The organism is Bordetella sp. (genome assembly GCF_051960075.1).
GTDB lineage: Bacteria > Pseudomonadota > Gammaproteobacteria > Burkholderiales > Burkholderiaceae_B > Bordetella.
On record NZ_JBQCER010000058.1, the window covers coordinates 92,021 to 117,291 of the forward strand.

General features: G+C 60.9%; 21 protein-coding genes and 1 other RNA gene. 7 read left to right on the plus strand and 15 right to left on the minus strand.

Translation table 11 applies throughout. The features are described 5' to 3' along the window. The first annotated feature begins 149 nt into the window (after nucleotides 1–149). The 6 genes from ACTHJ1_RS09795 (at nucleotide 150) to ACTHJ1_RS09820 (ending at nucleotide 5,948) form a co-directional block, all read left to right on the plus strand. Nucleotides 150–1,043, plus strand: coding sequence for a LysR family transcriptional regulator (locus ACTHJ1_RS09795; RefSeq protein WP_440191311.1), 894 nt, complete (start codon nucleotides 150–152; stop codon nucleotides 1,041–1,043). Nucleotides 1,044–1,160: 117 nt separating this feature from the next. Then, complete coding sequence (locus tag ACTHJ1_RS09800; protein WP_440191314.1) at nucleotides 1,161–1,646, plus strand: BPTD_2524 family lipoprotein; 486 nt, start codon at nucleotides 1,161–1,163, stop codon at nucleotides 1,644–1,646. A 33-nt stretch (nucleotides 1,647–1,679) separates the two neighbouring features. Then, nucleotides 1,680–2,105, plus strand: coding sequence for a hypothetical protein (locus ACTHJ1_RS09805; protein WP_440191317.1), 426 nt, complete (start codon nucleotides 1,680–1,682; stop codon nucleotides 2,103–2,105). An 85-nt stretch (nucleotides 2,106–2,190) separates the two neighbouring features. Beyond that, complete coding sequence (locus tag ACTHJ1_RS09810; RefSeq protein WP_440191319.1) at nucleotides 2,191–3,486, plus strand: aspartate carbamoyltransferase; 1,296 nt, start codon at nucleotides 2,191–2,193, stop codon at nucleotides 3,484–3,486. A gap of 46 nt (nucleotides 3,487–3,532) precedes the next feature. Beyond that, nucleotides 3,533–4,006: a MaoC family dehydratase gene (locus ACTHJ1_RS09815; RefSeq protein ID WP_440191322.1), complete on the plus strand. Its 474-nt coding sequence runs from the start codon at nucleotides 3,533–3,535 to the stop codon at nucleotides 4,004–4,006. A 10-nt stretch (nucleotides 4,007–4,016) separates the two neighbouring features. Further along, a complete protein-coding gene (locus ACTHJ1_RS09820; protein ID WP_440191325.1) occupies nucleotides 4,017–5,948 on the plus strand; it encodes a putative bifunctional diguanylate cyclase/phosphodiesterase in 1,932 nt (643 codons plus the stop codon). A gap of 45 nt (nucleotides 5,949–5,993) precedes the next feature. On the opposite strand, the gene ACTHJ1_RS09825 is transcribed toward ACTHJ1_RS09820, so the two are convergent. The 13 genes from ACTHJ1_RS09825 to ssrA all read right to left on the minus strand — a co-directional run bounded on the left by ACTHJ1_RS09825 (nucleotide 5,994) and on the right by ssrA (nucleotide 20,224). Continuing rightward, nucleotides 5,994–7,595 (minus strand): methyl-accepting chemotaxis protein, encoded by a 1,602-nt coding sequence (locus ACTHJ1_RS09825; RefSeq protein ID WP_440191328.1) that lies wholly within the window; start codon nucleotides 7,593–7,595, stop codon nucleotides 5,994–5,996. A gap of 224 nt (nucleotides 7,596–7,819) precedes the next feature. Next, entirely contained in the window at nucleotides 7,820–9,034 is a 1,215-nt protein-coding gene (locus tag ACTHJ1_RS09830; RefSeq protein ID WP_440191331.1) for an EAL domain-containing protein, read from the minus strand. 29 nt (nucleotides 9,035–9,063) lie between these two features. Further along, nucleotides 9,064–9,882 (minus strand): CheR family methyltransferase, encoded by an 819-nt coding sequence (locus ACTHJ1_RS09835; protein WP_440191334.1) that lies wholly within the window; start codon nucleotides 9,880–9,882, stop codon nucleotides 9,064–9,066. Nucleotides 9,883–9,902: 20 nt separating this feature from the next. Beyond that, nucleotides 9,903–10,466, minus strand: a complete 564-nt coding sequence (locus ACTHJ1_RS09840; RefSeq protein WP_440191337.1) for a chemotaxis protein CheW — start codon at nucleotides 10,464–10,466, stop codon at nucleotides 9,903–9,905. Between the two features lie 10 nt (nucleotides 10,467–10,476). Continuing rightward, complete coding sequence (locus ACTHJ1_RS09845; protein ID WP_440191340.1) at nucleotides 10,477–12,414, minus strand: HAMP domain-containing methyl-accepting chemotaxis protein; 1,938 nt, start codon at nucleotides 12,412–12,414, stop codon at nucleotides 10,477–10,479. 3 nt (nucleotides 12,415–12,417) lie between these two features. Continuing rightward, on the minus strand, nucleotides 12,418–14,715 hold the full coding sequence (locus ACTHJ1_RS09850) for a chemotaxis protein CheW (protein WP_440191343.1): 2,298 nt from the start codon (nucleotides 14,713–14,715) through the stop codon (nucleotides 12,418–12,420). Nucleotides 14,716–15,490: 775 nt separating this feature from the next. After that, nucleotides 15,491–15,928 carry a DUF6691 family protein gene (locus tag ACTHJ1_RS09855; RefSeq protein ID WP_440191346.1) on the minus strand — a complete coding sequence of 146 codons (438 nt, stop codon included), beginning with the start codon at nucleotides 15,926–15,928 and terminating at the stop codon, nucleotides 15,491–15,493. Between the two features lies 1 nt (nucleotide 15,929). Further along, the gene (locus ACTHJ1_RS09860) at nucleotides 15,930–16,364 is read right to left on the minus strand and encodes a YeeE/YedE family protein (RefSeq protein WP_440191349.1); all 435 of its coding nucleotides are present in this window, start codon (nucleotides 16,362–16,364) and stop codon (nucleotides 15,930–15,932) included. Continuing rightward, a complete protein-coding gene (locus ACTHJ1_RS09865) occupies nucleotides 16,361–16,696 on the minus strand; it encodes a metalloregulator ArsR/SmtB family transcription factor (protein ID WP_440191352.1) in 336 nt (111 codons plus the stop codon). The genes ACTHJ1_RS09860 and ACTHJ1_RS09865 overlap by 4 nt, the downstream gene beginning before the upstream one ends. 167 nt (nucleotides 16,697–16,863) lie before the next feature. Continuing rightward, on the minus strand, nucleotides 16,864–17,136 hold the full coding sequence (locus tag ACTHJ1_RS09870) for a cupin domain-containing protein (RefSeq protein ID WP_440191355.1): 273 nt from the start codon (nucleotides 17,134–17,136) through the stop codon (nucleotides 16,864–16,866). A gap of 400 nt (nucleotides 17,137–17,536) precedes the next feature. Then, complete coding sequence (locus tag ACTHJ1_RS09875) at nucleotides 17,537–18,751, minus strand: Fic family protein (protein ID WP_440191358.1); 1,215 nt, start codon at nucleotides 18,749–18,751, stop codon at nucleotides 17,537–17,539. A 266-nt stretch (nucleotides 18,752–19,017) separates the two neighbouring features. Continuing rightward, the gene (locus tag ACTHJ1_RS09880; RefSeq protein WP_440191385.1) at nucleotides 19,018–19,509 is read right to left on the minus strand and encodes a DEAD/DEAH box helicase; all 492 of its coding nucleotides are present in this window, start codon (nucleotides 19,507–19,509) and stop codon (nucleotides 19,018–19,020) included. Between the two features lie 293 nt (nucleotides 19,510–19,802). Then, nucleotides 19,803–20,224, minus strand: a transfer-messenger RNA (tmRNA) gene (gene ssrA, locus ACTHJ1_RS09885). Between the two features lie 176 nt (nucleotides 20,225–20,400). Here ssrA and ACTHJ1_RS09890 point away from each other — a divergent pair. After that, nucleotides 20,401–22,926 (plus strand): bifunctional diguanylate cyclase/phosphodiesterase, encoded by a 2,526-nt coding sequence (locus tag ACTHJ1_RS09890; protein ID WP_440191361.1) that lies wholly within the window; start codon nucleotides 20,401–20,403, stop codon nucleotides 22,924–22,926. Nucleotides 22,927–23,040: 114 nt separating this feature from the next. On the opposite strand, the gene ahpF is transcribed toward ACTHJ1_RS09890, so the two are convergent. Together ahpF and ahpC are read right to left on the minus strand one after the other, a co-directional pair. Beyond that, the gene (gene ahpF / locus ACTHJ1_RS09895; protein WP_440191364.1) at nucleotides 23,041–24,627 is read right to left on the minus strand and encodes an alkyl hydroperoxide reductase subunit F; all 1,587 of its coding nucleotides are present in this window, start codon (nucleotides 24,625–24,627) and stop codon (nucleotides 23,041–23,043) included. A 105-nt stretch (nucleotides 24,628–24,732) separates the two neighbouring features. Further along, on the minus strand, nucleotides 24,733–25,271 hold a 539-nt coding region (gene ahpC / locus ACTHJ1_RS09900), incomplete at its 5' end, for an alkyl hydroperoxide reductase subunit C (protein ID WP_440191367.1).

Sequence of the window (25,271 nt, forward strand, 5' to 3'; positions counted from 1 at the left end):
GAAAACTCCGTAACAAAATGAAACGGACGTCGGCGATGACGCCCTGGGCTGAAGTGATTTTCTTGGAATCATTCTCCATAAATCCGATATTTGAATAAATACCGAGAAATTGATTTGACTACTTCTTTTTATGGAGTAATTATCGGCAAATGAATAAATTCCGAGCCATGCAGACGTTCGTCGCGATCGTCGACCACGGCAGCTTGAGCGCCGCGGCACGTGCGCTCGACTCGTCGCTGCCCGCAGTGGTTCGCACGCTGGCCGCGCTCGAAACCTCGCTCGGCGTGCGGCTGCTCAATCGCACCACGCGCCATAACGCGCTCACAGAGGAGGGGCGCAGCTACCTGGAGACGTGCCGCCAGATCCTGGGCGACGTGCAGGAGGCCGAAGCGCAGCTTGCCGCGCGCCATGAGGCGCCGAGCGGCACGGTGGTGGTCACGGCGCCGGTATTATTCGGCCACTTGCACGTCGCGCCTGCCATGCAGCGCTTCTTGCGAGCCTATCCTGCGGTCACCTGCCGTCTGCTGCTCAACGACCGGGTGGTGAACCTCTGGGAAGAGGGCATCGATGTCGGCATCCGCATTTCGCCGCTCGATGACTCGACGCTGGTTGCGCAACGTGTCGGCGCCATTCATCACGTGGTCGTGGCCAGTCCCGCCTGTCTTGCCGAGCAGGGCGCGGTGACGCATCCGCGCGATCTGGTCGGCCGCAACTGCATCCGTACGTATGACGGCGCACTGACGCATTGGCGATTCTGGGAAAACGGCCGAGAATTTGTCGTCCCTGTCAGCGGCAATCTGGAAGTCAATCACGGCCTGACGGCGCTCGAAGCCTGTATCGGCGGACTCGGCTACGGGCGCTTTCTTTCGTATCAGGCGGCTGCCGCGCTGCTCGACGGCCGCCTTGTGCGCCTTTTGCCGGAATATGAAGGGCCGGCTCGGCCTGTGAATATCGTGTATCCGCACGCCAGACTGATGCCCTCGCGCACCCGTGCTTTCGTAGCATGGATGGCGCGGGAGTTGCGCGACATTCCGATGATGTAATTCAGACCCTGGCGCCTCGAGGTGTTAAGGCATAATGCCGCGCAAGGTAATCAGGAAATGATGATGCGAAATCTCTTGGACGATCTTGCGAATAACAAAGGCCGGAAAGGCCGGTTTATGCTGGGCTGTGCGGCTCTGGCACTGGTCGGCGGCTTGGCCGGCTGCGCCAATACCGGCCTCATGCAGACCAAAGGCGTTTCCGACAGCTTCATCGTGAATACCGACGTCGAATCGGCTTATCGCCGCGCACTGGAGTATCTGCGCGTGTGCGACCTGTCGCGTGCTCACCCATATGGGCAGACCTACGGCATCGCTCGGGACAACGATCCGATGGCGGGCGAGAGCTTTTTTGACGCGGTCTCCGGAGGCGGGGCGAAAAAGAACACGCCCACGCAGACGGCACTGGGCCGCATCCGCGTCTTCAAGGTCGGCGAAGAGGCCAAGATACTCGAGTTGTTCGAGGCCAAGAGCGAATCGATCGAGCCCGTCACCGCGCGCGTCACGGTCACCGTGCTGGGTACCGGTATCTGGGACAAGGCCGAATTGGCTGCGGCGCGCAAGTCGATCCAGTCCGCCACGCCGGTCTGTCGCTCGCCGGAGTAAGCAATGTATGCGCCGTACAGGCAATTTGCGGCCATGTTTCGCCTGGTCGCGGCATTCAACGGCGCAGCCGCGTTGCTGCTGACCTCTTTTTCGCTGGGCATTGTGGGGGCCGACACGGCCTCACCGGACCTCTCCGAGCCGCTGGGCTACTTTCTGGCCGGCCTGGGCGCCTGCGGTCTGGCGCAGTTGCTGGTTTTCGTGACGCAACTGCGGCAGGCCCGGCGGATGCGCCTGTCGCTGGCGCCCGGCGGGCATCTTGGTCTGACCCTGGCCGTACTGGCTTTTGTCGGCGGGGTGGCCGGATTCGGCCTGGGCTGCTGGTCGGCATCCGGCATCGATACATCCGACGGTGGGCAGTCCAGCAATACTATGGCGGTATACGCAGGCAAGCTTCCGAGGCATCCGGACGTTAAAAAAACGATCCGCAGGCGTATGGACGTTAGATGGGACAGGATTTAATATACGCATTGCGTATAAAAACCTACGCCGATTGATGCCGGCGTAGGGGCTGTGCGACGTTTCCACTTCTGCGCCGAGGCCATCCATGTCGATTTCCCAGCAAGCCTTTCTGCGTGACGCCATGCGTCGCCTCAACCTCACCCGCGATCTTTTTGCGGTGCGCATCGGCGTCAAGCGCCGTGCGCTCGATACCTGGCTGTTGCCGGAGGGATCGCAGGAGTTCCGCAGCATGCCCGAAGTGGTCGAGCGCTTCGTCGGCGAGATCGTGCAGAACCGCGATCTGCTGGAGAAATATACGCAGAGCGCACAATCCGGTCCCTTGTGCGATCGCATTGCCTCGAACGGCAAGCCTCAACTGCTGTCGGTAGACCAGTTCACCCGCGAATCCGCCGAAGACCTGTTCCGCATCGCCGACATGATGCAACCCATCGCGCGTCGCCGTAAGGTTTCGCGCGTACTCGAAGGCGCCGTCCTGGGTAATCTTTTTTTCGAGGCCAGCACGCGTACCCGCGTAAGTTTCGGCTCGGCGTTCTGTCGCCTGGGCGGTTCGGTGTGCGACACCACCGGCTTTACTTTCTCTTCCATGGCCAAGGGCGAGTCCATCTACGACACTAGCCGGGTGATGAGCGGTTATGTCGATGCCCTGGTGGTGCGCCATCCCGAGAAGGGTTCAGTGGCCGAATTCGCAGCGGCAACCAATATCCCCGTGGTCAATGCGGGCGACGGCCCTGGTGAGCATCCCAGCCAGGCGCTGCTCGACCTGTACACCATACTCACCGAGTTTTCGCGCCTGGGCAAGCTGCTCGACGGCGCGCACGTCGCTATGGTGGGCGACCTCAAGTACGGCCGCACGGTGCATTCGCTCATCAAGCTGCTGTCGCTGTACAAGGGCGTCAAGTTTTCGCTGGTAGCCCCGCGCGGCCTGGAAATGCCGCAATACATCATCGATCAGGCGGCGCGCAACGGCAACGTCATCGAGCAGAAGTCCTCGCTGGCCGAAGGCTTGCCGGGCGCCGACGTGATCTACGCCACGCGCGTGCAGAAAGAGCGCTTTGTCGGCGAGGACGCCGAAAGCGCCTACGCGCCCGACTTCCAGGTCAGCAAGGCCATCATCGACGCATACTGCTCGCCCGACACCATCGTCATGCACCCGCTGCCGCGCGACAGCCGCGAAGGCGCCAACGATCTGAGCACCGACCTGAACGACGACTCGCGCCTGGCCATCTTTCGCCAGACCGACAACGGCATTCCCGTCCGCATGGCCATCTTTGCCGTGCTCTTGGGCGTGGAAGACCTGGTGCAGCATTCCATGCGCGACGTCACCTGGAAGCATCCGTCCCACGTGGGGCCCGACGACTCGTCGTTTCACGGCCTGGATTGACCTGAATCAGGCATGAAGACATGGCCGGATGGTATAACCTGCGGCCATGATTACGCAAAACCCCAAGGCTGGCTTATATCTTGAAGACCTGGCCGTCGGCGCGCAATTTCTCAGCGGCTCGTACACGATGACCGAAGACGAAATCAAGCAGTTTGCCCGGCAGTACGATCCGCAGGTCTTTCACCTCGACGACGTCAAGGCGCGGAGCACGGTGTTCGGCGGGCTGGCGGCCAGCGGCTGGCACACGGCCGCGGTCGCCATGCGCCTGTTGGTCGAAGGTGGTCTGCCCATTGCGAGCGGTCTGATCGGCGCAGGCACCGAATTGCGTTGGCCCCGTCCGGTGCGGCCGGGCGATACGCTGACGGTGCAGACGACCGTGCTCGAGATTACGCCGTCGCGCTCCAAGCCCGATCGCGGCATCGTGCTGTGCCGCAGCGATACGCTCAACCAGCATGGCGAAGTGGTCCAGCAATCGACGGCCAAGGTCATGGTGCTGCGCAAGCCCGCCGAGGCTCAGTAAGGCAGGCCCCGTGAAGCGCCTGCTCATAGCCATCATCTGCTTGTCCGTGGCCGCGACGGTCTATATGGCCTATGTCATCACACAGCGCCAGGCCGCGTTGCATGAAGTCTCCCGCGATCTCGATTCATGGTCCGTCAGCCAGACCTTGTCGGAATACATGCGGTTCGAACACGAACTGGCGGAATATCAGTTGGGCATACCCAGCGTGAACGCCGACGAGCTGCGCCTGCGATTGGACATCATGCTTGGGCGGCTGGACCAACTCAAGGCAGGTAGCCTGGGTCGTTTCATGCAAGAGAAGCCGGCACGCGTCGAGCTGCTGGCTAGCCTGCACGATGTTCTTTGGGCCGTAGACAAGCGGCTCGATGCGCCTGCGCCCGTCGATTTTCATGTCGAACTGCAGAGGATGGGTACGCTCGATGCGCCCATGACCACGCTAGCGGCAAGCGTCATCGCCGCCAGTACCGCGCAGATCGACGCCCAGGAAAAAGACCTGCAGACACTGCATCTGCGCTACACCGCGCTGGCGGGCAGCTTCATCCTGTTCGCCGTCGCGCTGATACTGATGCTGTGGCGCCAGAACGGCCTGCTCAGGGGCGCGCAGTCGGACATGAACCAGCTGGTCGACGATCTGCGCGTGGCCTCCACCGAGATGCTCGAACAGAGCAACCAGATGGCACACCTGGCCAATCACGATTATCTGACGGGCCTGGCGAATCGCATGTTCTTTCGCAAGGAGCTCGACGAACGCCTGCGGGCCGCCGCGGACGGCGGCGCGTCGGTGGCCGTCTTCTTTCTCGATCTCGACGGGTTCAAGGACGTCAACGACACGCTGGGCCATGACGTGGGCGACGACCTGCTCGAGGAGGTGGGCGCGCGTCTGCAGTACTCGACCACCGAGACCGATCTCGTCTGTCGCCTGGGCGGCGACGAGTTCTCCGTACTGAGCACGGCGAGCACGCAGGAGGAGGCCGTCGAACAGGCCCAGAGCCTCATCGCCGAAATGAGCGATCCCTACATCATCAATGGTCGGGCGATCAATGTGGGCGTCAGCGTAGGTATCTGCCTGACGCACGGCGAGCTGGAATCGGACACGGTGCTCAAGCAGGCGGATCTGGCGCTGTACGAAGCAAAGCGCCTGGGGCGGGGCCGGGCTCATGTTTTCCGCCAGGAATTGCAGACCCGTTTCCTGGGACGCAAGTCGCTCGAGACCGACCTCAGGCGTGCTTTGATCAAGGGCGAGTTCGAAGTCTATTACCAGCCGCAGGCCGATGCCCGCACAGGCGTGATCTGCGGCTACGAAGCTCTGCTGCGTTGGAACCACCCGACAAGAGGGCGGGTGCTGCCGTCCGATTTCATCCCCGTGGCGGAAGAAACCGGCCTGATCCATGCCATCGGCGACTGGGTGCTGCGCACCGCCTGCCGCGAGGCTGCGAAATGGAAGCAACCGCTGAGCATCGCAGTCAATCTGTCGCCGGTTCAGCTTCGCAACCGCACGCTGCCGCTATCGGTGCGGCAGGCGTTGGACGAAAGCGGGCTGGATCCAGGCCGGCTGGAGCTCGAAATTACCGAATCCACGCTGCTCGAGCACAGCGAGCTCACGCAGGAAGCGCTGACCAGCTTCAAAAAATCCGGCGTGCAGATCGCCATGGACGATTTCGGCACGGGGTATTCGTCGCTGGGGGCCTTGCGTAGGTTTCAGTTCAACCGAATCAAGATCGACCAGAGCTTCACGCGCGACGTGCCGGATGGAAGCGACGCGGTGGCGATCATCACGCTGGTCATCGGCGTCGCGCGCAGTCTGGGCATGGAGACGACTGCCGAAGGAGTCGAGACCGAAGAGCAGTTCGAACGCTTGAAGCAGTTGGGTTGCGACAAGATCCAGGGCTACTTCATCGGCAAACCCGGCCCTGTAAGCACATTGGCCCCACACTTGCATTAGGGAGATCGGCGCCTTGCGGCGTCGATTGATCTCCCGGCAGTGCAGCTACATCGTCAAAGCCAGGCGCGGCGCCGCGCCGGCGGCCGTGGGTTCGCCGGCGGTCGATGCTTCGAAGCGGAAGATGGAGACGGCATCGCGCAGGCCCGCGGCCTGATCTTCCAGGGACTGGGCTGCGGCGGCAGCCTGCTCGACCAGGGCGGCGTTTTGCTGGGTGACCTCGTCCATCTGCGAAACGGCCTTGGCGACGTTCTCGATGCCGCTGGACTGCTCCTGCGATGCTGCCGCGATCTCGCCCATGATATCGGTGACGCGGCCGACTGCCGTGATGATCTCGCCCATGGTGCGGCCGGCCTGATCCACCAGCGCCGATCCGGTCTGCACGCGCTCGACCGATGTGTCGATGAGCGCTTTGATCTCTTTGGCTGCGTCGGCCGAGCGCTGAGCGAGGTGGCGCACTTCGCTGGCTACTACCGCGAAGCCGCGGCCTTGCTCCCCGGCGCGTGCCGCCTCCACCGCGGCATTGAGCGCCAGGATGTTGGTCTGGAAGGTAATGCCTTCGATGATGGTGATGAACTCGGCGATCTTGGCCGAGCTTTGGTTGATGTCGCCCATGGTCTGGACCACCTGGCTTACCACCGCATTTCCCTTGCCGGCGATTTCCGAGGCATTGGCCGCCAGCGTGCTGGCCTGGCGGGCGTTGTCCGCGTTCTGCTTCACGGTACTGGTGAGCTCGTCCATGCTGGACGCGGTTTCCTGCAGCACCGAGGCCTGCTCTTCGGTGCGCGAAGACAGATCGATGTTGCCGGCGGCAATCTGCCGCGTGGCTGTGGCGATGGACTCGCTGCCGCTGCGCACCGAAGATACCGTCTTGATCAGGCCTTGCTGCATCTTCGCAATGCCCTGCATCAGCTGTCCCATTTCATCGCGCGAACGCACGACGATGGCGCGGCGCAGATCGCCCGCGGTGATCGCGTCGAAGTGGCCGAGCGCTTCCTTGAGGGGGGTGCCGATGGCACGGCGAAGGACCAGATACGAACCGAAGGCCGCGATCAGGCCGGCCGCCAACGCGATGATCGTTACCAGACGCAGAATGCCGAACATCTTCTGCGCTTTCTGATAGTTGCCGTCCGCTCTATCTGTTTGGTATTTGCTGAGCGCGCTGTCGGCGGCCGAGAGCGCGCTGTAGGTTGCCTGCAGCTTGCCGGCCGTCTCGGCCAATGCGATCCGATTGGTATTGACGATAGCGTCTTCGTACTCCTTCATGGCGGCCTTGTAGGCCGTGCGCTTTTCCGTGACGACGCTCGCAAGGTGATCCTCCTGCGCGTTGCGCTGCATGGCAAGATAAGTGTTCCACCATTTGTCGGACTGGCTGATGAACCCATGCGACCGACCGACAATGGTGTTCGCGTCGGAGGAGCCCATCACGAGCGTGGCCCGATCCAGCGCCAGTCGCGCGCGGGTGGCGAAGATTTCGGTATTGCTGATGGCCGTGGCGTTCGGCATCTGGACTGTGGCCGTGTCGCGGAACGCGTTGTTGGTCTGGCTCATGCCGACCAGGCCCAGCAGGCCCACCACGAGCAGCAGCGCGGCCAGAAAAGCCATGGTCAACCCGATTCGCGCCTTGATGGAAATGCCACGTATCAACATATTTGTTCCTGAAACGCATCGCACAAAATGAACGGGGGGTCGCAATGCGAAAGGACGCGAACAGCCCGCGGCGCAAAACGCGCCAGACACTATTTACGACGCTATCTTGCGCACTTGAATCCGTGTAAACACCAATTTCCGGTGTCTCAGGCGAATTATCGGCGTGAGGGTCGATAATTCACTTATTTTGACGATTCTGGCATTTTCCTTGCGACAGGCGCCGCTCAAGGCTGAATCGCCTTGCGCTGTCGCAGCCACGACTCCAGTTCCGCGCCCGGCATCGGCTTGGCGATCAGGAACCCCTGCGCATAATCGCAACCCAGTTCGCGCAGCAGAGCCAGGTCTTCCGCGGTCTCGACGCCTTCGCCGATGGTTTCGGCGTTCAGCCTGTGCCCCATCTGGATCGAACTTTCCAGGACCGCCCTGCGATTCGTCCGGTGGCTTGCTCCGTCGACGAATACTCGGTCGATCTTCAGGCGGGTAAAAGGGCAACTGGACAGCTGCTGCGCCGACGAATACCCCACGCCGTAGTCGTCCATCGCCAAGCCGAAACCTTTCAGACGCAGGCGGACCAGGTTTGCCAGGCATTGAGCAAGATTACTCATCACCATCGTTTCGGTGACCTCCCAGACGACCGCTTCGGGCGCGATGCGATGCTCGGAAGCAAGTTGGAACAGCTGCTCGCAAAACGAAGCGTCGGCCAGGTTGTCCGCCGACAAGTTGATCGAAATGGAACAAAGGGCCTGGCCGCTGGCGTTCCATCGCGCCATTTGCGTGAACGCCTTGGACACAATATCCAGCGTGAACGGGATCATGAGCGGTGAGCCTTCGATGCGCGGAATGAAATGCACGGGCAGCAGCACCCCATGCACGGGATGCATCCAGCGGGCCAGCACCTCAATGTCGCAGACCGCGCCGGTTTCGATCGAAACGATAGGTTGGTAATACGGTATGAACTGCCCGGTCTCCACCGCCAGCTTCAGTTCATTCGCCAACTCCAGTCGCACGGCGGGTGGGGCGCTGACCGGCTTGTCGTCGCACCTGCAAATTTTTCCGAGCAATGCGATCAGGTCTTCGCTATGAATGGGCTTGGATACCGTGCCGAGCAGATTCAGGCCGTCGTTCTGTTGACCGATTACCTCCACGACCTCCAGCATGCGCGGATCACGGGCGCTGACGACGATGACGGAGTGCGCCAGGCGGCGCTCGGAAAGATGCCGGATCAGCTCGATGCCATCCATGACGGGCATGTCGAGATCGGTGATCACCAGATCGACGATGTGCTCGCCGCGAGCGTTCAAGACCTCCAGCGCCGCGGAGCCGTTTTCCGCCTGGAGCACCGTTTCGAATCCGATTTCCTGAAGCTGAACCGCTACGGATTCGCGCTGCACCACGCTGTCTTCGACCACCAGCACTACTTGATTCTTCCCCATATCCATTACATCTTCTCCGCGTTGCCTTGCCGTTCTCATTTCTTGCGATAAATCGACGGCGCGAGCGTTTCCACCGCATCGGTCAGCCCGTGCAGACTTTCAGAATGCCCGATCAGCAAATATCCGCCCCGCTTCAACTGTCCCAGGATGCGCGCGACGACCTCGCGCTTTGTGTCGTCGTTGAAATAGATCATCACATTGCGCAGAAATACCATGTCGAACCAGCCCAGGGCGCAGGGCAGGGACCGGTTCAGGTTGATTTGCATGAATTCCACGCGTTCACGCAATACGCGGTCGACCATGATCGAGCCGGTGTATTTGTCGATGCCTCTCAGGCAAAAGCGGTGCCGATATTCCAGAGGAATGTGGCTGGCGCGCGCGCCGGCATAGATGCCCTGGCGCGCGCGTTCCAGCATGCGGCTGCTGATGTCGGAGCCGATGAGGGTCCAAGGCTCGTCGGGCAGCCGATCTGCCAGCACCATGGCAATGCTGTAGACCTCTTCGCCGCTGGAACTTGCGGCGCTCCAGACCCGAAGGGGCGCGGATGCACGCTCATTGCCCAGACGCCGCCGCGCGCTCAGCAATTCGTGCAGCAGGACAAAATGCCTGGTCTCCCGGAAGAAGTAGGTTTCATTGGTGGTCAGCAAATCCACGGCCAGCTGCGCTTCAATCGGGTCTCGCCCGCTTTGCAGCAGATCGTAATAGTCACCGAACGAGTCGCACCGTTGGGCCTGTACCCGCTTGGCCAGACGGCCTCTGACCATGGGCTTCTTCGTCGTCGACAACACGATGCCGGCAGCCTCGAAAATGAAGCGCTGAAACAGCGTGAATTCCTGGTCGTTCAGCGTGTGCATGTCATTTGCAGACGATGGCGCTATTGCGCTGCGGCGGTCAGCGCCTCGGGCGATCCCGGTGCGGGCAACTGCGCCAACGCGCTGATTTCATCTATCGACAGTACGCTATCGGTTTTCAGAAGAATCACGAACTTTTCGCCCACCTTGCCCATGCCCGCGATGAAGTCGGCGCGAATATGCGTACCGAAGCGCGGCGCGGGTTCAATATCTCCGGGAGGGATGCAGAGCACCGCGTTCACGGCATCGACCATCATGCCGATCACCTGCAGCCCGTCGGGCTGCTCAATTTCGACGATCACGATACAGGTGTACTTGGTGACAGGCGCGCTCTGGCGGCCCAAACGCGTTGCCAGGTTCATCACAGGTACCACTGCGCCTCGCAGGTTGATCACGCCGCAAATGCAGGCGGGCATCAGCGGCACCTGGGTCAATGTGCTGTATTCGATAATTTCCCTGACAGACAGGATGCCGATCCCGAACGTCTCTCGATTCAGCATGAAGGTCAGATATTGGGCATGGTCGGCATCGGACGACTCGTCCGCCTCGACCGCCGCCGCATTCCGTCCGTCTGTTGGATTGCCCATCGTGGCCTCGTCAATAGCGGGTGAAGTAGGCTTCGTCGCCGGCATCGCGACGCACGCCGTTAGCCCTGGCGGAGCCTTTGCCGATCTTGAATGCATGGTCCGTGGGGGGCTGGACCGGGCGTGCGACGGAACTGCGAGTGGCGGGCTCAGAGCGGATGCGGCCGGAGCCGCTTTCGATCTTGAAGAAGCCGACGGTCTGCTGCAATTGCTCGGCCTGGCTGCTCATTTCTTCGGCTGTGGAGGCTAGCTCTTCCGAACTCGAAGCATTTTGCTGAGTCGTCATGTTCAGCTGGACGACTGCCGAGTTGATCTGTCCGACGCCCGATGACTGTTCCTCCGACGCCGAGGTGATTTCCTGCACCAGATCGGAAGTGCGCTTGATATTTGGCACCATCTCGGTGAGCATGATGCCGGCGCGCTCGGCCAGTTCGACGCTGCTTGTCGCGACCTCGCCGATCTCCTGCGCAGCTACCTGACTGCGCTCGGCCAGTTTGCGCACCTCCGCCGCCACGACGGCGAAACCCTTGCCATGCCCTCCCGCGCGCGCGGCTTCGATGGCGGCATTCAGCGCCAGAAGATTCGTCTGATAGGCGATGTCGTCGATGATCACGATCTTCTTGGCGATCTGCTTCATCGCGGCCACCGTCGCGCCGACCGCCTCGCCGCTGCTCGACGCTTCCCGGGCCGCCTTGGAGGCCATCTCGTCGGTCACCTTGGCATTTTCGGTGTTCTGGGCGATCGACGCCGTCATCTGTTCGAGCGAAGCGCTGGTTTCTTCCACGCTTGCGGCCTGTTCGCTTGCGGCCTGCGCGAGCGACTGGGCGGTGATGTTCACTTGCTCGGACGCGCTGGCGAGCGCCTCGGCGCTGCTCATTACCTCGGCGACCACCATCGACAGCTTGCCGACGGTGTCGTTGGCGTAGCGCCTCAGTTCCCCGAACGAACCGCGGTACTCCTTGTCGATGGTCTGGGTCAGATTGCCTTCGGACATCGCCCCCATTAGGCGCACGACGTCATCGATGCTGCTCTCGACCGTGGCGGTCAATCGATTGAGGCCGTCGCTCATGTCGTGCTGGAAGCCGTTCAGGCCATCGAGATCGATCCGTTCGTCGAAGCGCCCCTCGTTAGCCGCCATAATGATGCCGCGCTGACCGTCGATCACCCGCTTTAGCTTGTTCACCATTTGCTGCACGGAACCAAGGAGGCTATGGGTGTCGCCCGGCCGCGTCTTGATGTCCATCGAGATGTCGCCAGCCGAAATTCGCTTCATGATGTCGACGACATAGTTCGGCTCGCCGCCAAGCTGGCGGATCAAGTGGATTGTGATCAGGAGCGATAGCGCGATCGCTGCGATTATCGCTCCGCTTGCGAGCGCGACGATTTCGTTGCGAGTCCGCGAGAACATCTCGTCGGCCCGCCTTACGGTATCGCTCATGATATTGGCCTGGACTTGCTCCGCCGCAGACAATGCCTTCTCGAATTTTTTTCGCGCTTCTACAAAGGTCGTCAGAAGATAATGAATTCCCTGCTTGGGATCCGCCTTGTATTGTGCGTAGAACGTGTCGTACATCGGGATCAGCACATTGCGGGCAATATCCACGGCCTTCATGGCCTGGGCGTCGGCGGGCGTATCGATCTGCTTCACGAGCCTGTCCAGATCCGTCGTAATCCGGGCGCGATTGGCCTCGATCTGGCTTTTCATGTCGGCGCGCTGGCTATCGTTGTCAGATAAAACGAACGACCGCAGCAGCTTGTCGTTCTCGAGCGACAACTCGATGGCTTGGTTGGCCAGGACGACTTGCGGATAATTGCGCTGGGTAATCTGCTTGAGGTTGCCGTTGAGGGTGGCCAGGCGCGTCAGGCTTACGCTCGACATGATCAACAACAGGACGATCACAATCCCGAAACCCAGCCCGAGGCGATTGGCGACTTTCATTTTCGCGAACATTGCTTACTCCTCCTGCGTCGATATCATCGAACTCGCCGGCGCACCCATGCATACGGGGATCGGATGCACTTGCCTCGAAACGATCTGCTCGCATAGCGATGCCACATCCACGATCAGGGCCACTTCGCCGCTGCCCATGATGCTGGATCCGCTGATGCATTTGACATGGTTGAACATTTTCCCCAGGGGCTTGATGACCATCTGGGATTCGCCGAGCAGCGTGTCTACCACCAGCCCGGTGCGCTGTCCCGCGTGCTTGACCACCACAATGCTTTCCCTGTTTGGAGCGGGACCGCCGATGTTGAAAAAATCCCGCATCCGCATGAACGGAAGAATCTCGCCGCGCAGATTGACGTAGCTGCCGCCTTCCTGCGCGACGTATTCGAGGCATTCCTCGATCGCGTCGAGCGGGACCGCGAAAATATTTGCGCCCGCCGCGACCTGGAATCCATCGATGATCGCCAACGTCAAAGGCAGACGGATGCTGATTGTCGTGCCTTCATGCTCCACGCTCGACAGACCTATGCTGCCGCGCATCGCCGTGATGTTGCGCTTGACCACATCCATGCCCACGCCGCGTCCCGAAAGATTGGTGATCTGCTCGGCCGTGGAGAAACCCGGCTCGAAAATCAGGTTGTGGATCTCGTTCACGCTCATGACGCGCCTGGCGTCGACCAGCCCGCGCTCGACGGCTTTTGCAAAAATCTTATCGGCCTTGAGCCCGCCGCCGTCGTCGCTGACTTCGATCACGATGCTGCCCGAATCGTGAAAAGCATTCAGGCGCAGCATTCCTTGGGCCGGCTTTCCGCGCTGCATTCGCACGTGTGCCGGCTCGATGCCATGCGCCATCGCGTTGCGCACCAGATGCATGAGCGGATCGGCCAGTTTTTCCACCACGGTCTTGTCCAGCTCTGTTTCTTCTCCGCTGATGACCAGCCGGATATCCTTGTCCAGCTCTCGCGAAACATCGAAAACCACTCTCTGAAAGCGATTGAAGGTGCTCTCGATCCTGACCATGCGCAGCTGGAGGGCGCTGTCGTGCATCTCCTCCACCAGATTGCTCAACACCGAGGCAGAGTCCTGCAGGTCCGGGTCCCGCGCACGCCGGGCCATCAGGCTCACGTTGGCGCATGCGGTGATCAATTCGCCGACCAGATTGATCAGATGATCGAGTTTGTCCGCATCCACCCGTACCGATGCAGCCCTAGCGTCGGCTCGGGCCCGGGGAGCTGCCTTGACGACCTCGCGGCGCTCCGTGAAGGCCTGCCCGTCGTGCTTGACGACATTGAGCGTGCAATCGTCGCGCACCAAGGCGAATACACCCTCGATTTTCTCGCGCGATGCCGGGCTGTCGAAAACGATCCCGAATCCGAGATAGCATATTTCCGGGTCCATTTCCTCCGAACTTGGCAACTGATCAGGCGCAACGGCGACTTCGACGATCCGCCCCAGCCGCGTCAGGTAGCGAATGAACAGGAGCGGATCCATGCCGTTGCGCAGAACGTCCGCGCCGAAGTCCAGCGTTATATGCCAGCGCGTGATGCTCGCGCCCTGCGCGGTTCCCGCCGGAGCGTTCGAGCTCATAAACCGGCGCAATTGCTCGATCAGGTTGCTTCCACGCGTCGCCACTTCGTCGTTGACCGAGAATCGCCCTGCGTCGATTTCGGCGATCAGGGTGCCGATGTAATCGCTGCAGGACAACATTAGAATCACCAGTCTGTTGGTGATGTCGATTCTGTTCTCACGCACCTGATCCACGACGCCTTCGACCACGTGCGTGAATGAGACGATATGATCCAGCCCGAACAGGCCTGCCGACCCCTTTATCGTATGAGCCGCCCGGAATATGGCGTTGACCAGATCGCCGCGAGCCTGCGCCTGCTCTACTTGCAGCAGCGCCGTCTCCATGTCCGCAAGCCGTTCCCGGCTTTCCAGCACAAAGCTCTTGAGCGATTGATCCAGATCCGCAGTCCGGCCCTGTTGGCGCTCCGGCCTGGTTGCACGCCCAGACATAAAAGGGAAATGCTGGCCAAGATTGAGCAATTCGAATGCATCGTCCACCGGCGCGCTGAGGCGGCCGAGCCGGAACGTCTTGCCGCTGGCCTTGGCCTGTTTGTTCAGCAGCAGCAGAATCTGCAGCCCCGCCGTGTCGAAATCAGTGATGCCCGCGAGATCCAGGCCGAGGCCGGCGCTCTGGTCCAGCGCGCTGCACAGCGTGGCCTTCAATTCGACCGCGCGCCGTATCGTCATGTCTCCCGCGATACGCTCCACGGGCAATTCGCTTGATTCGTTAGACGACATGTCAGCCTCGTTCGAGAAAAACACCTATGGCGCGATCGACTTTTGTGCCGCCGCCCTGGCGACTTACTGTAGGCAGGCTCGTTCATGTTGAGCCGGATGCGCATACCGAGGGCAGGGCGCGATAAGAGCCAACGCTCGTTAGTCGCTTTCCATCTGCGCCCCGGTGCTTCCTGCGCCGGCGCGCGGTGTCACGGAAGAACTTCGAGGTAAACCGCGGTCGTTGCCGATCGAATAGGGCTCGGCTCGGACTTGACCCATGCAGGATGCCGAGGAGGCAATGCTGCGGTCTTATGCGGCAAGGCAGATTTTGCTGTGGATTCGGCGCAATTCCGGGAAGTTCAATACGGACAATCTATATCTAAATCGCCCAGATAGCAACAGGATGAAATATTAGAAACTAGATGAAAACGAACCGATCGGAGCGGCTATAAGGGAAAAACTCCAAGAAATTGATTTTTATGGGAGTCTTAGGCGTCTGTGCCGGTATTACAGGCCGCCAATGCCGCGCGCTCTGAAGGCGCTGCAGGGATAACCGGGCCGAACCGCAAGCCGTTGCCAAGGCTCGAGGCGCCCAGCCGCGCGCGCAGGAGACTGTTTGTCAGAATACGCGCGAGGCTACCTGGGCCAGACGGCGGCAGAGACCGGGGTCGTGAGTCCGCCCGGCCGCCGATGCGCGAGCCATGAGGCGATGGAGGAAAAAAGCAGGCCGCCGCGGCTGGCCATCGATGCGGCGGCAGGGCAATGCATACTGCGCATCGCGAGGGTTTCCGCGATCTCAGCGTTTGCCGGGGGCAGCGCGCGGCTTGGCCCGTTCCACGATTTCAAAGACGATCATGCCGGCGATCATTGCCGCGACAAAACCCCAGGCTTTCGAATAACCCGCTCCCAGGGCCACTAGTGCCGGGCCCGGGCAAAAGCCAGCCAGGCCCCAACCGATGCCGAAAGCCGCGCTGCCCAGCACCAGTCGCAGCGTTATGGCCGTGCCGGCGGGCAGTTGCATCGGCAGGCCCATGAACGAGTGCTTGCGGCGTTTGGCGACCGCGAAAGCGAGCGAGCCGATCGCAATCGCGCCCGCCATGACAAAGGCCAGGGAAGGATCCCAGCGGCCTGCCAGATCGAGAAAACCCTGGACTTTGGCCGGATTGGCCATGCCGGAAACCATGAGACCGATGCCGAAGATCAGGCCTGAGAACAAGGAAACCATGGCAGTCATGTCAGCCTCCCATCAAGTGACGTTGCACAAAGACAGTCAAAAAACCCGCCGCCATGAAGGTCAGCGTGGCGACCAGCGAGCGGACGGACCCGCGCGACAAGCCGCATACGCCGTGGCCGCTGGTGCAGCCGCTGGCGTAGCGGGTGCCCAGGCCGACCAGAAAGCCGGCGATCAGTATTTCGCCCCAGCCCGCATCGATCTGCACGACGGCCGGCCTGTCGAGCAGACTTGCAATGACAGGCGCCCCGATCATGCCGATGAGAAATGTCGCTCGCCAGGCCGTGTCTTTGCGCGGCAGGTTCAACAGGCCGCCGAGAATGCCGCTGATACCGGCGACGCGCCCGATGAACAGCACAAGCACGGCCGCCGCCGCGCCAATGAGCAGGCCGCCGATCAAGGACAGGCCAGGCGTGAAGTGTGCAAGATCGATGGTCATTTGAGATCCTGAAGGGTTGTCGTGCAGAACTGCTGGTAAAGCGTTGTCATGACGGCAAGCGCCTGCGCGCTGGCGACGGAGTAGAAGATGTTCTTGCCATCGCGTCGCGTCGTCACCAGGCCATGCTGTCGCAGCACGGTCAGTTGCTGCGACAGCGTGGGCTGTCGGATGTCGAGCTGCGACTCAAGCTCGCCCACGGACAATTCTTCCTGCGATAACTGGCACATCAGCAGCAGGCGATCCGGATTGGCAAGCACCTTGAGCAAGGCGCAGGCCTTGGCCGCGGCGGCTTGCATGGTGCCCAGGTCGATGACCGGGTGGGAGGCGTTCATGGCATCAAGTTAATTTATTTCTTTATATTATATAAATATATATAATTTAAGGCAATAGAACGTCACCATAAAGCCCGCAAGGCATGCGGGCGCTTCATCTCAATCCGGGCGCATGCCTAGGCGGTACGGCAGTGAGGCGCCACTGCAGGGGCGGGCCATCCTCGCAGTCAGTTTTTCCTTGCCGCCCAGAAGACCGCGCCTTCCGGGCCGTACCTCTCGCTGTGCTGGACGCCGCGAGCCACTGTGAAAGTATCGCCGGTCTTCAGATGTCTGATCTCGCCATTCATGGTCAACCAGTACTCGCCCCGCACCACAACCGCCTGCGTGTCGAACGGATGGGTGTGCATCTCATTCTGGAAATTCGGCGGCCAGTCACGCACCAGCGCCTCGTCGAAACCCGCTTGCGTCGCTGTCTGTTTGAATGTGTCGAAATCTTGCATGGTCTGTCTCACATCAAGCCATAGCCGTTGAAATAAAGCATAAAGAGGACAATGGGGTAACGACAAATTTTCCTGCTTGAGTCATTCTCTCGTTGCAGGCTGGTCGATCAAGACCATGGCTAAGGTTGCCGCTTCAGAAAGAAAAAGCCGACTTGGATACCAAGTCGGCTTTTTTGCGCCTAAAGGTAGTCATTGCGCCATTCAGCAAAAAGCCTCTCAGGTCGCCTCGTTGTCGATAGGGTACGAGGCGGACCATCGATCTATCAGGCATAAGCGAGCCTGTCGGCCAACTTATGCCTAGCGGCACGCCCAATGTTCCGTTAAGCGAAATCTGTCTACTGGCTAAAGCATAAGATCTTGGTCTGAACCTATTCGGAAACTCAGGCCAAGGCTGACCATGTCATACCTCGCGAGTCTGGTTTTCGACCTCCTGGATCACATCGTCCAGGCCGGTATAAAGCGCATTCATGACTTCGTGCGCATGAAAAATCCGATTGCGGCGCTGCTCTTCATTGACCTGGCGCAGGATACCCAGGTTTACGAGTTGGCCGATCGCTGTATTGGCCGCGGGGAAGGTGATATCCAGGCGCTGCGCGATCATATTGACCGAGATCACCGGTTGGCCAAGGAGTAGCGCTATCACCTTCCAGATCGTCGCATCACGGCGTTTGGCCACGTTCGAGACCGCGGCATGCCATTGCGTCTGCAGCGCCTGCAGATCGCCAAAGAGCTTCACCGTGTGTCGGCACGAGGCGATGACACATTCCAGAAAAAGTCGCAACCATGGTGCCCAGTTCAGGTGCTTTTGGACTTGTTCAAGTGCTCGGTAGTACTCCTGTTTGCGCACTTTCAGAAACGTGGCCAGGTGGATAGGCGGTTCACCATCGGCCTTGAACATCAGGGGTAGCAAGAGCCTTCCGGTGCGGCCGTTGCCGTCCATGAAAGGGTGGATGGCCTCGAATTGCACATGGGCGATCGCCGCGCGCATGAGGATCGAGACGATCTGGGGGCCATCGGGTTCCCACTGCAGCAATCCTTCCAGATCGGCCATGAGAGCGGGAACGAGTTCCGGGGGCGGCGGGATGTAGCCGGCCGTCTCGATGCGAATGCCCCCTATCCAGTTCTGAGTCAGGCGCCACTGGCCAGGCCGGGCCTTGTCGTCCCCCTGCATGAGCAATTCATGCAAGGACTGGATGAGCGGCAGTCTCAGGGCCGACTGGCCTTCTTTTTGCACGCACGCCGCGCCATGGGCGAACGCTCGGACGTAATTGAGCGTCATGTCCGCATCGGCATCGGGCTGCGCATCCTCCGTGCCATCCTGGATTTCGTGGATCAGAAGGCCATCAAAGCTAGTGTGCGTGCCCTCGATCTGACTGCTATCGACAGCCTCGCGCCGGTTGAGCATGTGAAAAAGCAGATCCGCGTGTGCTGGGTTGCGCGCAATTACGCCTCCGAGGATCTCCAGCTCGCGCCGGGCCAGCATCATGAGCGCATGACTGGACGGAACGTCGACAGACGGGACGGCTGGGGGCGGGACCACGGCAAAGCAACCTGATTTCCCGGGAACGGGAACGCAGGTGGCTTGCAGCGGCGGAGCCAGATCCGATTTGCGCATGTGAAGTTTTGATAATAAGCGAATTGTTAATAGATAATATCATTATCCTTTAATAATGGTGGCGCAATGAAAACTTGATCCGGACCCATCAGAGGATCTCTCTGGACCTATGAAAATACCTGCGGATAAGGCGGATTTACCTCTTGTCCTAGAGCGACCTTCAGATTCAATGAATTCACCGTAGCAATCAGCGCAACTGCCCCAAAATCCAACTATGGATCTTGTGGCCGTTACATCCAGGTATCTCCCTTTGGGATGCTTCGGTGTTATTCCGACGTCGCAATGTCCGCCAGTCGATATCCCATTGCCCGGTACCCTTTCTGCCGTTTGTCCCACATCCGTAACAACGCCGGGTGTCCGGTGTCCACGAAGTCGATAATCCGCACATCGGTCTTATCGGTGTGCTCTCGGTGCAGACGCCCAGCGTATTGCTGCAGCGTGCCTTTCCAGGAAACCGGCATGGCCAAAACCAAGGTATCGAGAGGCGGATGATCAAAGCCTTCGCCGACCAGTTTGCCGGTAGCCAAAAGGATGCGCGGCTCATCAGGCGGCAACTTATCCAAGTTGGCGAGCAATGCCGAACGTTGTTTTGTGGACATTCGGCCGTGCAGGATGAACGGCGCAAGACCCAGCCCATCGAGTGCTGCCTTGATCGTATCGAGGTGCTCTGTGCGTTCGGTTACCCTCGTCGACGCAAGTGGGTCACGATGTGACGATGATGTATATCGTCTAGGACAAAAAAATGTGATGCGGCGCAGCCCTGGCGCAGCAGAACCTGCTCAGTTGCCAGAGATTTGATGGGGCGGCTCACGCCGTACGCCCGTCTGATGAGCGCCTTGTCCCTAAATTTCTAGTCGGACATTCGAAAAAAAGCCCCTCGCCGTCGCAGACGGGAGGGGTTTTTTGTGGTCTTTCCAGGCAAAGCTTTAAAGCCTAGCACCGCAATCCGATAAAGCATAATGCTGCCCATCGGAAAATCAAGCATAAAGCTTCCAAATGGCAACTTTATGCTTAACGGCACAACAGTCTTGGATGACCCTAGACTGGTATTTGGTGGAGCCGGCGGGAATTGAACCCGCGTCCGTAAATCGTCCACAGTCAGTTCTACATGCGTAGTCGGCCTATTTGGATTTAACCCTGGACTTAGCCGGACGACAGGCCGGACCAGGGCGATTCACGTAGTTTAGGCGTACGCCGTGTGACCCCAGCGCAAACCGATTCCCTGTAAATGACGCTGCAGCGGTACAGGATGAGGTTGCTTCGGGGGTTATGGCCCTAGGCAAGTATCCTTAGAAGGGTTGCCCCTTCTCCGCCCGACCCAAGGACAGATCGGTGCAGCGGCTCACCGCTTACGCGGCGAGAGCGAAACGCTCGTCGTTGGCGTTTAGTTTGTTTCCAGTGGTTTTACGAGCTTACTGGTGCTCGGCATGCTCTGAGCTGTTTCTTGACCCACGTCGAATCCGGATCGGCCCCGAGCTCATATTCTAACCTGCAATGGGCGGAATAGGCGGGTATTGAACCTCCACGTGTGGCCCATCCGCACAGTATCGTTCAGGTAAATTCGGAACTGATACCCTCGCGACGACGCCCATCCAGCCAGAGGCTCACCTTTGCCGCCCGCATCGCCCAATACTTCGCTGATTCATCGCTTGTCCCTGACGCTGTGGGGGTTGTTCCTGGCGTTGCTGCTGGCGCTGTCGGTGCTGGGGTTTGCTGCGCTGAAACTGGCAGCCGATCACGTCGTGCCGCTGGTCATTCAGCAGTGGGCGCAACTCAAGGCTCAAACGAACGAAAGTCTGTTGCTACAGGCCGACGCCAGCGTCCATCGACTGCGCACGGAGTTGGTGCGGCGTCTGGACAGCGCTCCTCCTGACACCATCAAGCGCTTTGACAGCCTGTTCGAGCTCAGCCCGGACGGGCTGTGGCGCGTACGCTTCGAGCTGGTGGATCCGGTCAACGCGCCCACGCTTTACCTGCACAATGGGCCGGATGGCCTGTCCGATTCGGAAAAACTGCGCGCCGTGATCAGCTACGACCTGTTTCGCGAACAAGGCCCTGCGTTGGTTCCGCCGTTTTTCTCCGTTTATATGGATTTCGTGGAAAACGGTTTGATGGTGTATGCGCGCGGCATCAATTGGGGCGGCAACGCCGACGCAAACGCCAGCAACGCCGAGTATCCCACCATGCTGGGATCCGATCCGAGGCGCAATCCTAAGCGCAAGGTGTTCTGGACCCCGGTATACCTGGACCATCAGGCTCACACCTGGATGGTGTCGGTCATTGCCCCGCTGGACTGGCGCGGCCGCTGGATAGGCACGGTAGGGCAGGATGTGGCCGTCCAGACGCTGATCGATTCGGTGAACAGCAATCATGGTACGGCCGTGCAGCAGCTCATCATGGACAGCCACGGCGGCCTGCTCGCCTATTCTCAACTGCGAGAGCGCATCGCCCAGGCGCAAGGCCAACTGCAGATTTCCATGTTGAAGGATCCGGTGCTCGAGCAAGTGCAGCGCATGGTGCTGGCCGCTCATGCCGACACCGGCGCCGGCCGTACACCCGACGGCAGCCAGTGGGTGGCCTGGGCGCGCATAGGCGGGCCGGACTGGTTCCAGGTAGACGTGCTGCCCCAGTCGCGCGTGAATCACCTGGTGCTGCTCAGTTGGGTCGTGATGCTCGTCACGGGGCTTTTGATCCTGCTGCCCATGCTGTGGCTGCTGCGCCGTCGCGTCCACGCCCTGGTAAGCCGCCCCTTGTTGCAGGTCACTCGCGCCGTGGACACGCTGAGCCAGGGGCATATGCCCGAACCCATCGCGCTGAACAGCCCCGACGAGTTGGGGCGGCTGGCTGCAGCCTTTGACACCATGGTGGCCGAGCTGGCGCAGCGGCGCGAGCAGCTCGTCATCCTGGCCGAGCGCGATGCGCTGACCGGGCTGCACAACCGTCGCTGCTTCGAAGATGAGCTGACGCGCTTCTTCAAGGACAAGGCGGGCACCGAGCATCAGGGCGCCGTGCTGCTATTCGATCTTGACGAGTTCAAATACGTCAACGACAACTTCGGTCACCCGGCGGGCGACGCGATGCTGGTGCGCGTGGCCGGGGAAATCCGCGCGCTGATGCGCGACACCGACATGCTGTGCCGGCTGGGTGGAGACGAGTTTGCAGTTTTCGTACCCAACGCCACACCGGCCGGCGTGCAGGCACTGGCCGAGCGCATTGTGCGCACCGTGGCCTATACCACGCTGGAGATCGAAGGCCAGGCCGTGCGCCTGACCACCAGCCTGGGCGTGGCGAACTATCCAGAACATGGGCAGGGCACCGAGGAACTGATCTCTCACGCCGACATGGCCATGTACCAGGCCAAGCGGCTAGGCAAAAACCGTTGGCAAATCTATCGGCCCGACCACAATGCCGTGCAGGCCATGGCGGCGCGCATCGCGTGGAACGAGCGCATCGACCGTGCGTTCGAGCATAGACTGCTGCGGTTGCATTTCCAGGGCGTATACCGCGCGGACAACGGCGAGCTGGCGCACCTGGAAGCCCTGCTGCGCATGGTGGACGAGACCGACACCTCGCAATGCATCCTTCCCGGCCAATTCATCGGCCATGCCGAGAAAAGCGGCAAGGTTCTCGACATCGATCATTGGGTTCTGCGCGAAAGCATCGCGCTGCTGGCTGCGCATCCGAGGCTGCCGGCGCTGGCCGTCAACATCTCGGGCCGCTCGCTCGACGATCCTGATCTGCCCGCTTTCATCGCCGCTCAACTGGCGGAACAGGGCGTGGCGCCGCAGCGGCTGTTGCTGGAACTGACCGAGACTGCCGCCGTCTCCGACCTGCGCGATGCCGAGCGCTTCATCGATGCGCTGCGCGGCGCCGGCTGCACCTTGTGCCTGGACGACTTCGGCAGCGGCTTTGCGTCGTTCGCCTACCTCAAGCACCTGAAGGTCGGCGTACTCAAGATCGACGGCATGTTCATCCGCGACCTGCCGCGCGAGCAGGGCAATCAGGTGTTCGTGCGATCCATTATCGAAGTGGCCCGCAGCATGGGCCAGCACACTGTGGCCGAATTCGTCGAAGACGCCGAAACGCTGAGCCTGCTGCGGGAATACGGCATTGACTTCGTCCAGGGCTACTACCTGGACAGGCCTCAGGCGAATCACCCGGCGCTGGACAGATAAGGCAACGCCGGAGAGATCGGCCGGAAACCGCGTCGCCGCGGCGTTCTGCGTGCCCGCGGCCGTGATCTGCCGCCTTGTGCGCGGCGAGATCACGGTGCGGGAATCGCACCTCGGTCAGGCGGCCAGGGCCTGCGTCTGCGCGTCGGCCGGCGCCGACGTGCGGATCAGATGGTCGAAGGCCGAAAGCGCGGCCTTGGAGCCTTCGCCCATGGCGATGACGATCTGCTTGTACGGCACCGTGGTGCAGTCGCCGGCGGCGAACACGCCCGGCACCGAAGTCTGGCCGCGGGCGTCGACTTCGATTTCGCCGAACTTTGACAGCGCCACCGTGCCCTTGAGCCATTCGGTGTTGGGCACCAGGCCGATCTGGACGAACACGGCTTCGAGCTCGACGTGATGGCTTTCTCCCGACTTGCGGTCTGTGTAGGTCAGTCCGTTGACCTTGGTGCCGTCGCCGGTGATTTCGGTGGTCTGCGCCTGGACGTGCACCGTGACATTGGGCAGGCTATACAGCTTGCGCTGCAGGACGGCGTCGGCGCGCAACTCGTCGCCGAATTCCAGCAGGGTCACGTGCTCGGTGATGCCGGCCAGGTCGATAGCCGCTTCGACGCCGGAGTTGCCGCCGCCGATCACCGAGACGCGCTTGCCCTTGAACAGGGGGCCGTCGCAGTGCGGGCAGTAGGCCACGCCGTGGTTGCGGTATTCCTGTTCGCCCGGCACGTTGACGTTGCGCCAGCGCGCGCCGGTGGACAGGATGACCGAGCGGCTTTTGAGCAGGGCGCCGTTTTCGAGCCTGACCCGAACGTAGTCGGCGCCAGGAATCAGTTCAACGGCTCGCTGGGTATTCATGATGTCCACGCCGTATTCCTTGACGTGCTCTTCGAGCGCGGCGGCCAGGCGCGGGCCTTCGGTCTCTTTCACCGAAATGAAGTTTTCGATGGCGAGGGTGTCGAGGACCTGCCCGCCGAAGCGTTCTGCGGCGATCCCGGTGCGCACGCCCTTGCGGGCTGCGTAGATGGCCGACGCTGCGCCGGCAGGTCCGCCGCCGACGATGAGCACGTCGAAAGCATCGCGGGCGTTGAGCTTGGCCGCATCGCGGGCGCCGGCATTGGCGTCGAGCTTGGCGAGAAAATCGGCAACACCCATGCGGCCCTGGCCGAAGGTCTCGCCGTTCAGGTAGATCGTGGGAACGGCCATGATCTCCCGGCTTTCGACTTCGCTCTGGAACAGGGCGCCGTCTATCGTGGTGTGGCGGATACGCGGGTTGATGAGCGACATCACATTGAGCGACTGCACGACCTCTGGGCAGTTCTGGCACGACAGCGACATATAGGTCTCGAAGGTGTAGTCGCCTTCGAGGTTCTTGATTTGCTCGATGACATCGGCGTCGAGCTTGATCGGGTGGCCGCCGGTCTGCAGCAGGGCGAGCACCAGCGACGTGAATTCGTGGCCCAGCGGAATGGCGGCAAAGCGGATGCCGATGTGTTCGCCGGGACGGTTGATGCTGAAAGAAGGCTTGCGCTCGTTGTCGTCGCGACGCTCGGTGTACGAGATCTTGTCCGACATGGCTGCGACTTCCTTCAGGAGTTCGATCAATTCATGCGATTTTTCGCCGTCGTCGACCGAGGCGACGATCTCGATGGGCTGCGAGATCATCTGCATATAGGTTTGCATTTGGGTCTTGATGGCGGCGTCCAGCATGATTGCGTTTCCTGTATTGGGTAGTTCGTAGGCTTGCTGTGCGCGCCCGGGGCTCGTGGCCCCGGGCGGCGGGGTCTTGCGCTATTTGCTGCTTGGCTGTGCTGCTTAGATCTTGCCGACCAGGTCCAGGGAAGGAGCCAGGGTCTTCTCGCCTTCCTTCCACTTGGCGGGGCAGACTTCGCCCGGATGCGAGGCCACGTATTGGGCGGCCTTGACCTTGCGCAGCAGTTCCTTGGCGTCGCGGCCGATGCCTTCGGCGGTGACTTCAACGCCCTGGATCACGCCATTGGGGTCGATGATGAAGGTGCCGCGATCGGCCAGGCCTTGGCCGGCGCGCCGAACTTCGAAGTTCTGCGACAGTTCCCAGGTCGGGTCGCCGATCATCGTGTACTTGATCTTCTTGATGGCTTCCGAGGTGTCGTGCCAGGCCTTGTGCGAGAAGTGCGTGTCGGTCGAAACGGAATAAACCTCGACGCCCAGCTTCTGGAACTCGGCATAGTTGTCGGCCGCATCCTCGACTTCGGTCGGGCAGTTGAACGTGAAGGCCGCCGGCATGAAGATCAGGACGGACCACTTGCCCTTCAGCGAATCGTCGGTGACCGGCACGAACTTGCCGTTGTGGAAGGCTTCGGTCTTGAACGGCT